At 68.1% G+C, this 11,182-nt stretch carries 9 protein-coding genes; all 9 read left to right on the top strand.

From position 1 onward, the window contains the following. Genes ACFOY2_RS02905 through ACFOY2_RS02865 form a run of 9 tightly spaced genes read left to right on the top strand, consistent with a single transcriptional unit; the run spans position 1 to position 11,181 of the window. Positions 1-1,986, top strand: a complete 1,986-nt coding sequence (locus ACFOY2_RS02905) for an ABC transporter substrate-binding protein (RefSeq protein WP_379526311.1) — start codon at positions 1-3, stop codon at positions 1,984-1,986. Between the two features lie 10 nt (positions 1,987-1,996). Then, positions 1,997-2,995 (top strand): ABC transporter permease, encoded by a 999-nt coding sequence (locus ACFOY2_RS02900; RefSeq protein WP_379526310.1) that lies wholly within the window; start codon positions 1,997-1,999, stop codon positions 2,993-2,995. Between the two features lie 6 nt (positions 2,996-3,001). Further along, positions 3,002-4,132: an ABC transporter permease gene (locus tag ACFOY2_RS02895; protein WP_379526309.1), complete on the top strand. Its 1,131-nt coding sequence runs from the start codon at positions 3,002-3,004 to the stop codon at positions 4,130-4,132. After that, the gene (locus ACFOY2_RS02890) at positions 4,107-5,102 is read left to right on the top strand and encodes an ABC transporter ATP-binding protein (RefSeq protein ID WP_379526308.1); all 996 of its coding nucleotides are present in this window, start codon (positions 4,107-4,109) and stop codon (positions 5,100-5,102) included. The genes ACFOY2_RS02895 and ACFOY2_RS02890 overlap by 26 nt, the downstream gene beginning before the upstream one ends. Continuing rightward, on the top strand, positions 5,099-6,139 hold the full coding sequence (locus tag ACFOY2_RS02885) for an ABC transporter ATP-binding protein (RefSeq protein WP_379526307.1): 1,041 nt from the start codon (positions 5,099-5,101) through the stop codon (positions 6,137-6,139). Before ACFOY2_RS02890 ends, ACFOY2_RS02885 begins: the two co-directional genes overlap by 4 nt. Then, a complete protein-coding gene (locus ACFOY2_RS02880; RefSeq protein WP_379526306.1) occupies positions 6,136-7,182 on the top strand; it encodes a sialidase family protein in 1,047 nt (348 codons plus the stop codon). Before ACFOY2_RS02885 ends, ACFOY2_RS02880 begins: the two co-directional genes overlap by 4 nt. Continuing rightward, complete coding sequence (locus ACFOY2_RS02875) at positions 7,179-8,366, top strand: sialidase family protein (RefSeq protein WP_379526305.1); 1,188 nt, start codon at positions 7,179-7,181, stop codon at positions 8,364-8,366. Before ACFOY2_RS02880 ends, ACFOY2_RS02875 begins: the two co-directional genes overlap by 4 nt. Beyond that, on the top strand, positions 8,363-9,793 hold the full coding sequence (locus tag ACFOY2_RS02870) for an ABC transporter substrate-binding protein (RefSeq protein WP_379526304.1): 1,431 nt from the start codon (positions 8,363-8,365) through the stop codon (positions 9,791-9,793). The genes ACFOY2_RS02875 and ACFOY2_RS02870 overlap by 4 nt, the downstream gene beginning before the upstream one ends. Next, complete coding sequence (locus tag ACFOY2_RS02865; protein WP_379526303.1) at positions 9,790-11,181, top strand: DUF5060 domain-containing protein; 1,392 nt, start codon at positions 9,790-9,792, stop codon at positions 11,179-11,181. Before ACFOY2_RS02870 ends, ACFOY2_RS02865 begins: the two co-directional genes overlap by 4 nt. Position 11,182 lies beyond the last annotated feature (1 nt).

Genomic DNA, 11,182 nt, shown 5'->3' with positions numbered 1-11,182 from the left:
ATGACACAGCAACCTTTGACGAGGAGGAACCTGCTCCGCGGAGGCGGAGTCCTCCTGCTGGCCACCGCTTCGGGGTGCAGCTTCTTCGACACCAGCCCGAACACCGGCGGCGGGACCGCGCAGGCCGTGGACCCGTCGGCCAAGGAGGCGCCCGCGCTCGCCGAACTGGTCAAGAACGGCAAACTCCCGCCGCTGGAGCAGCGCCTGCCGAAGAACCCGCTCCTCGTCACGCCGCTGAAGGAGCCCGGCACGTACGGCGGCACCTGGGCCTCGGCCATGGTCGGCGAGGACGACCTGGAATGGCTGATCTACACCCTGGGGTACGAGCCGCTGGTCCGGCTCAAGCCGGGGACGACGGGGCAGAAGGGCATCGAGGACATCGTCGCGAACGTGGCGGAGTTCGAGGTCAAGAACGACGGCCGGGAGTACGTCTTCCGGCTGCGCGAAGGGCTCAAGTGGTCCGACGGCCAGCCGTGCACGGCCGACGACCTGATGTTCGCCTTCGAGGACGTCGCCACCTACAAGGACCTGCACACCACCGGCATCTACGACCTGTACCTGGAGACGGGCAGCACCACGGAGCGGGTGAAGGTCGAGAAAATGGACGACCGCACGGTCCGCTACGTCTACAAGGAGCCGAAGGCGGGTTTCCTGACCCAGATCGCCGTGGCGACGTTCGAGCGGGGGGGCGCGGCCGGGTTCCTGGCGCCCAAGCACTACCTCAAGCAGTTCCACAAGAAGTACAACCCGGACGCCGACAAGCTGGCCAAGGACGAGCAACTGGAGGACTGGACCCAGCTGTTCATGCAGAAGAACGACCCCTGGCACAACGCCGACCAGCCCACGCTGCACGCCTGGAAGGTGACCAACGCGATCGGCAGCGGAACGGCGCTGGTGGCCGAGCGGAACCCGTACTACTGGAAGGTCGACCAGCAGGGGCGCCAGCTCCCGTACATCGACCGGTTCAGGGCGGAGATCCTCGGCGACGTCGAGGTCGAGCTGCTGAAGATCATGAACGGCGAGCTCGGCATGCAGCTGCGCAACTTCAACACGCCGGAGAACAAGCCGGTCGTCGCGCAGAACGCCGCCAAGGGCAAGTACCGGCTGTTCAACGTGCCGAACCGGCTGAGCAACACGATGATCATCCAGTTCAACCAGACGATCGCCGACGAGGGCCTGCGCAAGCTGTTCAGAGACAGGGACTTCAGGATCGGGCTGTCGTACGCGATCAACCGCAGGGAGATCATCGACGGCGTGTACGCGGGCCAGGGCGAGCTGTGGCAGGCCGCGCCCTCCAAGCGCAACCCGGTCTACGACCAGGAGTTCGCCACGCAGTACACCGAGTTCGACGCGGCCAAGGCGAACGAGCACCTGGACAAGGCGGGACTGACCCGCAAGGACGCCTCCGGCCTGCGGCTCGGCCCCGACGGCAAGCCGCTGACGATCAACATCATGGCGAGCACCGACTTCCCGCACCACGTCCAGGCGCTGGAGTTCGTCAAGAAGGGCTGGGAGGCGGTCGGCGTCGGGCTGCGCGTGGAGCCGGTGGCGGCCACGCTGTACCTCGAGCGCACGATGGCGAACCAGCCGCAGGCGTCGACGTACACGTGCAGCGACTTCGACCTGATCACGGGCACCGGCGGCGACCACTACTACGTACCGAGCAACTCCGGCAGTGCCCGGTACGCCATCCGCTGGGCGCAGTGGTACGGCAGTGTCGGCAAGTCGGGGGACGAGCCGCCGGAGGAGGTACGCAAGCAGCTCGAGGCGTTCACGAAGATGCGCACCGAGCCCGACTTCGCCAAGGCGCTTGAGCACGCCAAGGAGGTCGTGCGGATCTCGAAGGAGCAGTTCTACGCCATCGGGATCAGTTCGTTCCCGGACGAGTACGGCATCGTCTCCAACAGCTTCAAGAACGTCCCTGACTCGATGGCCGCCGCCCCCGCGAACCCCGGGCCGACGCAGCCCGAGCAGTACTCCCTCTGAGGAGCCTGACGTGCTGGGTTATTTCGGCCGCCGCCTGGTGTACGTGGTGGTGACGCTGTGGGCGATCTCGATCGTCACGTTCGTCATCATCAACCTGCCGCCGGGCGACTACGTCTCGACGCTGGTCGCGAACGCGCAGGCGGGCGGCGAGGGCATCACCCCGGCGGAGATCGCCAACCTCAGGCAGCGCTACGGGCTGGACGACCCCATCATCGTCCAGTACTGGCGCTGGATCTCCGCCATCATCCTCCACGGCGATTTCGGTCAATCGTTTGCCTGGAATCAGTCGGTCGCCACGCTCATCGGCGAACGGGTAGCCCTGTCGGCGATCCTGTCGATCAGTTCGCTGATCATGGTCTGGGCGATCGCGTTCCCGATCGGCATCTACAGCGCCGTCAAGCAGTACTCGTGGGGCGACTACGGCTTCTCCTTCCTCGGCTTCATCGGCATGGCGATCCCGGAGTTCATGCTGGCGCTGGTGCTGATGTACATCGGCTTCCGTTACTTCGGGCAGAGCGTCGGCGGCCTGTTCTCCCCCGAGTTCCAGGACGCGGCCTGGAACCTGGGCAAGGTGCTGGACCTGCTCGGCCACCTGTGGGTCCCGATCGTGGTGATCGGCGTGTCGGGCACCGCGGGCATGATCCGCATCACCCGGGCGAACCTGCTGGACGAGCTCTACCGGCCCTACGTGCACACGGCCAGGGCCAAGGGCCTGCCGGAGTGGAAGCTGCTGCTGAAGTACCCGGTCCGGATGTCGCTGAGCCCGTTCTTCAGCACGGTCGGCTGGCTGCTGCCGGGGCTGATCGGCGGGGAGACGATCGTGTCGGTGGTCATGAGCCTGCCGACGGGCGGCCCGCTGCTGCTGAGCGGCGTCATGAACCAGGACATGTACCTGGTGGGCAGCTTCATCATGATCCTCAGCACGCTGACCGTGATCGGGACCGTGCTGAGCGATCTGGCGCTGGCGTGGTGGGACCCGCGAATCCGCAAAAGGTACAAGAGAGAGTAGCGCCGCATGTTCCTCAGGCGACCGACCAAGGAAGTAGGGACGCTGCCGCAGTGGCGGCTGATGTGGCGGCAGTTCCGCCGGCACCGGCTGGCTCTGGTGGGCGGGGCGATCCTGGTGCCGGTGTATTTCGTGGCGATCTTCGCCGAGTTCTTCGCGCCGATGTCCGCCTCGACGGCCGACACGTCCATGACGTACGCGCCGCCGCAGGTGCTGCGTTTCTCGGGCGACCTCGGCCTGTACGTCAACGGCTACACCTCCGAGCGCGATCCCGTGACCTACGAGCAGCGCTACACCGAGGACCCGGGCAAACGGATCGACGTGGGCCTGTTCACGCACGGCGACGAGTACAAGCTGCTGGGCCTGATCCCGTCCGACGTCCACCTGATCGGCCCGGTGACCAAGGGCGAGCCGGTCTTCCTGCTGGGCTCTGACCAGAACGGGCGGGACCTGCTGTCCAGGCTGATCCACGGGGCGCGGGTGTCGTTGTCGATCGGGCTGGTCGGGGTCGCGGCCAGCTTCTTACTCGGCATGCTCATAGGCGGCATATCCGGATATCTGGGTGGCGGCGTGGACAACGTCGTGCAGCGGATCATCGAGTTCATCATCGCGATCCCGACGCTGCCGCTGTGGATGGCGCTGTCGGCGGCGCTGCCGAACGACTGGGGGCCGCTGACCCGATATTTCGCCATCACCGTGATCCTGTCGCTGATCGGGTGGACCGGGCTGGCGAGAGACGTCCGCGGGCGTTTCCTGTCGCTGCGCGAGGAGGACTTCGTCATGGCCGCCCGGCTGGACGGCGTGGGCCGCCTGCCCATCATCTTCCGGCACATGATCCCGTCGTTCGCCAGCCACATCATCGCCTCGCTGTCGCTGGCCATCCCGAGCATGATCCTCGGCGAGACCAGCCTGAGCTTCCTCGGCCTGGGGCTGCAGGCGCCCGCGGTGAGCTGGGGTGTGCTGCTGGAGGGCGCGCAGAACGTCCGCGTGGTCGCCAACGCCCCCTGGCTGCTGGCGCCCGGCGTCGCGGTGGTGATCGTCGTGGTCGCCATGAACTTCTTCGGTGACGGCCTGCGCGACGCCGCCGATCCTTACGGGAACAGGAGGATCCGGCGTGTCCGCAGACGACGTGCTGCTTGAGATCGAGGACCTGCGTACCCACTTCCTGCTGGACGACGGCGTCGTCCAGGCGGTGGACGGTGTGGACCTGCGGGTGCGCAGGGGCGAGACGCTGGCCATCGTCGGCGAGTCCGGCTGCGGCAAGAGCGTCATGGCCCGCTCGGTCCTGCGCCTGGTGGACCCGCCGGGCCGGATCGAGGGCGGGCGGATCACGCTGCGCCGCGAGGACGGCCCGGTCGAGCTGGTCGGCGCGGACCGCAAGCTGCTGCGGCAGGTCAGGTGGCGCGACATCGCGATGGTCTTCCAGGAGCCGATGGCCTCGCTGAGCCTGGTGCACACGATCGGCAGCCAGATCGTCGAGGCGGTCCGGCTGCACGAGAACGTCGGCAAGGCCACCGCCCGCAAACGCGCGATCGACATGCTCGACCGGGTCGGCATCCCCATGCCGCAGCGCCGCGTCGACGCCTACCCGTTCGAGCTGAGCGGCGGGATGCGGCAGCGGGCGATGATCGCGATGGCGCTGTCGTGCCGGCCGAGCCTGCTCATCGCCGACGAGCCGACGACCGCGCTGGACGTGACCACGCAGGCGCAGATCCTGGAACTGCTGCGGGACCTGCAGGCCGAGTTCGGCATGGCGATCATGCTGATCACGCACGACCTCGGCGTGGCCGCGCAGGTGGCCGACTCCATGGCGGTCATGTACCTGGGCCGGGTCGTCGAGTACGGCACGGCCGAACAGGTGCTGGCCGCGCCCCGGCACCCGTACGCGCAGGCGCTGCTGCGCTCGATGCCGAGGCTCGGGCGCGCCTCGCGGACGCGGCTGACGGCGATCAAGGGCATGGTGCCGCCGCCGTACGCGCGGCCGGACGGGTGCACCTTCCACCCGCGCTGCGAGCGCGTCATGGAAGGGCGGTGCGACACGGTGACGCCGCGCCGGATCCCGGTGGACGACCGCGAGGTCTCTTGCCTGCTGTACGAGGAGGAATCGTGAGCACGGAACCCCTGCTGCGGATCGAAGGGCTGACCAAGCACTTCCCGATCCGCAGCGGCCTGCTCGGCCGGCAGGTGGGCGCGGTCAAGGCCGTGGACGAGGTCGATCTGACCATCGAGGCGGGCACCACGCTCGGCCTGGTCGGCGAGTCCGGCTGCGGCAAGACGACGCTGGGCCGCTGCATCGTGCGGGCGCACGACCCGACCGGCGGGCGCATGCTCTACCGGCGGCGGGACGAGTCGGTCATCGACGTGGCGGCGCTGAAGGAGAAGGAGCTCAAGCCGTACCGGGGCGAGGTGCGGATGATCTTCCAGGACCCGCACTCGTCGCTCAACCCGCGCAAGACGCTGCGCGAGATCATCGGCGAGCCGATGCGGGCGCACGGATACGGGACCAAGGAGGAGATCGCCGATCGGGTCGGCGAGCTGCTGGAACGGGTGGGCCTGCGCCCCGAGTACGCCGGCCGCTACCCCCACGCCTTCAGCGGCGGCGAGCGGCAGCGGGTCGGGATCGCGCGGGCGCTGGCCCTGTCGCCCCGGCTGGTGGTCGCCGACGAGGCCGTCAGCGCGCTGGATGTGTCGGTGCGCGCGCAGATCCTGAACCTGCTGATGGACCTGCGCGAGGAGTCGGGCCTGGCCTACCTGTTCGTCAGCCACGACCTGGGCATCATCGAGCACGTCGCCGACGTCGTCGCGGTCATGTACCTGGGCAAGGTCGTCGAGCAGGGCCCCACCGAGGAGCTCTACGGCCGGCCGCTGCACCCCTACACCGAGGCGCTGCTGTCCGCGGTGCCCGACCCCGACCCGGCGGCCAAGAAGCAGCGGGAGCGGATCAAGCTGCTCGGCGACATCGCCGACCCGGCGCACGTGCCGCCCGGCTGCCCGTTCCATCCGCGCTGCGTGTACGCCAAGGACGTCTGCCGCACAGAGCCGCCGCCGCTGCGCGAGGTCCAGGGGCGGCGGGTGGCCTGCCACTTCGCCGAGGAGCTTGAGCTACGCGGCGTGCCCGACCCGGATGTACGGGAGGTGAGCGCATGAATGATCCGCGTTTCGATGGAGTCGTCCGCCCGTCCTCGGTGTTGCCGGGCGCGCGGGAGGCGCTGCTGCCCGTACCACACGGCCCGGACAACCACGCCGCCAACCTGCTGCGCACACGCGACGGCGAGGTGCTGTGCGCCTGGTTCAGCGGCCCGAACGAGGGCGATCCCGGCACGAACGTGGTGGTGGCGCGGCTGTCCGGCGACCGCTGGGAGCGGCCGGGGCTCGTCGCCGCCGACCCGGAGCGCAGCGAGCAGAACCCGGTGCTGTTCGAGGACGGCGACGGGCTGGTCTGGCTGCTGCACACCTCCAGCGAGCCGCACGACCAGACCAGCGCCCACGTCGTGGCCAGGACGTCGGCGGACGCGGGACGCATCTGGAGCGCGCCGCGCGTGCTGTTCACCGAGCCGGGCGTCTTCGTCCGGCACCCGCCGCTGATCCTGGACGACGGGACCTGGCTGCTGCCCGTGTACCACTGCGGGGCCTCCGGCGACCGTTCGGCGGTCAAGGCAAGCGCGGACGGCGGGCGCACCTGGCACGAGCACTTGGTGCCCGGCAGCGACGCGCTGGTGCAGATGACGATCGCCCGGCGCCCCGACGGGCGGCTGCTGGCGCTGTTCCGCGACCGGCGGGCCCGCCGCGTGTACGCATCCACCTCGGCGGACGGCCGCGCCTGGAGCACTCCTGAGCGGACCGACCTGCCGAACAACGACTCCTCCGTCCAGCTCACGAGGCTCGGCGACGGACGGCTCGCGCTCGTCTACAACGACGCGAGCCTGGAGCGCGACCAGTTCAGATGGGTGACCAAGAACGGGCAGCGGCGCAAAAAGGCGCTGCGCACCCCGCTCGTGGTGGCCGTGTCGGAGGACGGCGGGGAGAGCTGGCCGTACCGGCGGGTCCTGCAGGACTCCGACACCGAGTACTGGCAGTCCGAGCTCGGCTACTCCTACCCGAGCGTCATTGACGGCGGCGACGGGCGGTTGGCCGTCGCCTTCTCCTACCTGCGGAAAACCATCAAATACCTGGAGATTGGCCAGTCATGAAATTTCGGCAGAGCATGTTATACGGGGCTCTGGCGGTGGCCGTGGGCGTGCCTTCGTACGTCACCGGCAGCTCCATCGGCGGCGGCGAGGTGCGGGTGGAGCCGACGGGCTCGTACGCCTGCCGCCAGGACGTCGCCGCCCCCGACCCGAACGTGCCCAAGGTGCACGCGGCCGCGCTGGCGCAGGCGCCGCAGGGCGACATGCTGACCGTCTACTACGGCGGCACCTCGGAGGGCTCGGCGAACCAGGCGCTCTACCTGTCGCGGCTGGCGGTGGGCAAGCGCACCTGGTCCAAGCCCGAGGTGGTGTTCGACGAGCCGGGCAAGGCCGACGGCAACCCGGTGTTGTGGTCGGACGGCAAGCGCCTCTACCTGTTCTTCGTGACGATCGAGGGCCACGGCTGGGAACAGGCCCCGATCCGGTTGATCACCTCCGACGACGGCGGCCACACCTGGAGCGATCCGGCCTACATCCGCAAGGAATGGGGGTGGATGGTCGGCACCAACCCGATCCGCATGTCCAACGGCGAGGTGCTGCTGCCGATCTACGACGAGGCGGAGTCCAGCTCGGGCTTCTACGTCTTCAGCCAGGACATGAGCTCGTGGAAGGCGTATCCGGAAGAGCACACGAGCTGGATCAAGACGGCGAAGAGCTCGATCCAGCCGACGGTCGTCGAGGTCGAGCCGGGTCGCCTGCTCGCCTACATGCGCACCGGTGACGGCGCGATCTACAAGAGCGAGTCCAAGGACTTCGCCCGCACGTGGAGCGCCCCCGTGGCCGAGCCCATCGGCAACCCGAACTCGCGCATCGCCGCGCTCAAGCTCGCCGACGACAAGCTGGTGCTGGCCTACAACCCCTGGGTGGAGCACCGCTCCCCCATGCGTCTGTCGCTGTCGCCCGACAAGGGCCGCACCTGGGAGAACTCGGTGGACGTCGAGGCGCAGTCGGGCCCGCAGTTCACCTACCCGGTGCTGACCCAGAGCGGCGACGGCTTCATCCACATGGTCTATTCCTACAACCGCAACAACATCCGTCACGTGGTCTTCAACGAGGCCTACCTTCGCGACTCCGTGGGCCTGCTGTCGAACTGGCCCGAGCACACCATCACCGAGTTCAGGAACGGCGTGCGCCGCAACGTCGTACGCCAGTGCAGCTATTCGCCTACCAAGGGGGAGACCGAATGAAGAACAAGGCCCGCGGGCTCGCGCTGCTCGCGCTCGCTCTGACCGTCGTCACCGTCCCCGCCAACGCCTCGGCCGCGGCGTGCACAGACGTGCCGAACAAGTACAACCAGCCGTTCAGCGTCTGCGACGACGAGCTGTTCATCTTCGCCACCAGCTACAAGCCGTTCGAGTCGACCATCGACGGGACCAGGCAGGGGACCAGGGTCTTCCACGAGATCATCGGGAACAAGCTGCGGGCGGCGTTCCCCGACGTCAAGATCAAGTACACGACGTGGGACCTCCCCGTGCGTTACGAGGACCTCAAGAAGGTCGGAGTCACCCCCGACATCATCATCGAGGACCCGAGGTCCCGCATCGACCGCGACCTGGAGCCGCTGGGCTGGGTCGGCGACTTGACCGCCGACCTCCAGAAGACCGGCATCGACCTGGGCAAGCTCAACAAGGCCAGCGTGGAGCTGGTCAAGTCGCGCTCCGACGGCGGGGTCTACGGCGTGCCGCTGTTCATCGACGAGCACGTGCTGCTCTACAACAAGAAGATCTTCAACAAGTTCGGGGTGAAGTACCCCAAGCCCGGCATGACGTACGACGAGGCGTACACGCTGGCCAAGAAACTGACCAGGGACGACGGCCTCGACCACTACAAGGGCTACATGCAGCACCCCGACCAGTACCTGGAGTTCAACCAGCTCGGCCTCTACCCCTTCTTGCCCACCACGAGCGAGGAGCCGAAGCCAGAAGAGATCAAGGTCAACATCACCGGCAACGGCTGGAAGCAGTACGTGGAGAACCTGTACCGCTTCCTGGAGATCCCGCGCAACGAGTTCACCACCGTCACCGACTTCTTCAAGGGCGACATGAGCCGCCCGGGCCACCTGGCCATGGCGGTCGAGACGCTGTCGCGGCTGAACATGTACGCCGGCAGCGAGCTGTACATCAAGGACGGGGATGAGGCGGCGTTCAAGGAGCAGGCCAAGAACGTCGACATCGGGGTCACCTCGATTCCGGTGCTCAAGCGGGGCTCCAAGGCGATCTACCAGCCGAACACGCGGGCCGCGTTCATCCCGCCGTCCTCGCCCAAGAAGGACCAGGCGCTGCAGATCGTCAAGTGGCTGGTCTCGGAGGAGGCCCAGACCGAGTTCTCCAAGAAGGGCATCAAGGCCGTCCTGCAGACCGAGGGCGTCGTGTCGAACTTCGGCAAGAGCATCCCTGAACTGGCCGGCATCGACACCTCGGCCGTGTACTGGGGTGAGAACGCGGCGGTGTCGAACTACCAGAACACCGAGTTCTGGGACCTGCCGCTGTACTCGGTCTACCGCCAGCACGTGCTGCGCGACGGCATGACGCCCGAGCAGTCGCTGACCGCCACCGAGCAGCAGGACATCCCCGCCTACATCAAGGCGCAGGCAGCGGCCGGGAAGAACTGGTGACCTTTCCGACGGTCGTGGAACGCTGGGACGTCCACGAGATCACGCTGGCCGGGCCGGCCGACGGCAACCCCTTCGCGGACGTGCGCCTGTCGGCCCGGTACCAGTACCGCAACCGCCTCGTCGAAGCCGAGGGCTTCTACGACGGGGACGGCGTCTACCGCGTCCGGTTCATGCCGGACGCGGCAGGCCCGTGGCGCTTCACCACGGTCAGCAATGTGACCGAACTGGACGGGCACACGGGCGGGTTCGAGGTGACGCCCGCCTCTGACGGCAACCACGGCCCCGTGCGAGCCGTGGGGACCGGCTTCGCGTACGCGGACGGAACGCCGTACCTGCCGTTCGGGACGACCTGCTACCACTGGACGCACGACATGGACGAGGACCGCGAGCGCCGCACCCTGCGCACGCTGGCGGCCTCGCCGTTCAACAAACTGCGCATGTGCGTGCTGCCGACAGGTCAGATGGCGCCCCCGCAGGTGCCGTTCGCCGGACGGGACCCCGACGGGCTGGACAAAACCCGGTTCAACCCGGCCTTCTTCCGCCACCTGGAGGCCAGGATCCGCGACCTGCGCGACCTCGGGGTCGAGGCCGACGTGATCCTGTTCCATCCATACGACGGCGGCCTGCGCGGCATCCAGGACATGGGACGGGAGACCGACCACGCCTACCTGCGCCACGTCATCGCCCGCCTGGCCGCCTACCGCAACGTGTGGTGGTCGGCCGCCAACGAGTACGACTTCAACCGGGCCAAGACCGTGCCCGACTGGGACGACATCCTGCGCACGATCCAGCGGCTGGACCCGTACGAGCACCTGCGGTCCATCCACAACGGGACCCGGATGTACGAGGTGGCGTCCCTGTACGACAACAACAAGCCGTGGATCACCCACCAGAGCATCCAGCACTGGGACGCCACGCTGACCGACGAGTGGCTGCGGGTGTGCCCCAAGCCGGTCGTGATCGACGAGATCTCCTATGAGGGGAACATCGGCAAGCGCTGGGGCAACGTCACCGGGGCCGAGCTGGTGGACCGGTTCTGGGAGGGCATGACACGCGGCGGCTTCGTGGGGCACGGCGAGAGCCTGGCCGGGTTCCAGGAACGGGCGTGGATCGGCAACGGCGGCGCGCTGTTCGGCGAGAGCCCGGCCAGGATCGCGTTCCTACGGAAGATCATGGAGGAGCGCCGCGACGGCACCCTCCTGCGTTACCTCGGGCGGCGGCAACCGGCCCAGGTCACGGTGGACCTGCCGCCGGGCGACGGGTACGCGGCCGAGCTGATCGACGTCTGGAACATGACCGTCACCCCCGTCGAGGGGGTGCACCGGGAACGGGTGCGGGTCGGGCTGCCGCGCCGACCGTACCTGGCGCTGCGACTGACGAGAGCGTGAA

The organism is Nonomuraea purpurea, assembly GCF_042650645.1.
GTDB classification, from domain to species: Bacteria; Actinomycetota; Actinomycetes; order Streptosporangiales; family Streptosporangiaceae; genus Nonomuraea; species Nonomuraea purpurea.
This window is presented reverse-complemented; position numbering and strand designations above follow the sequence as displayed.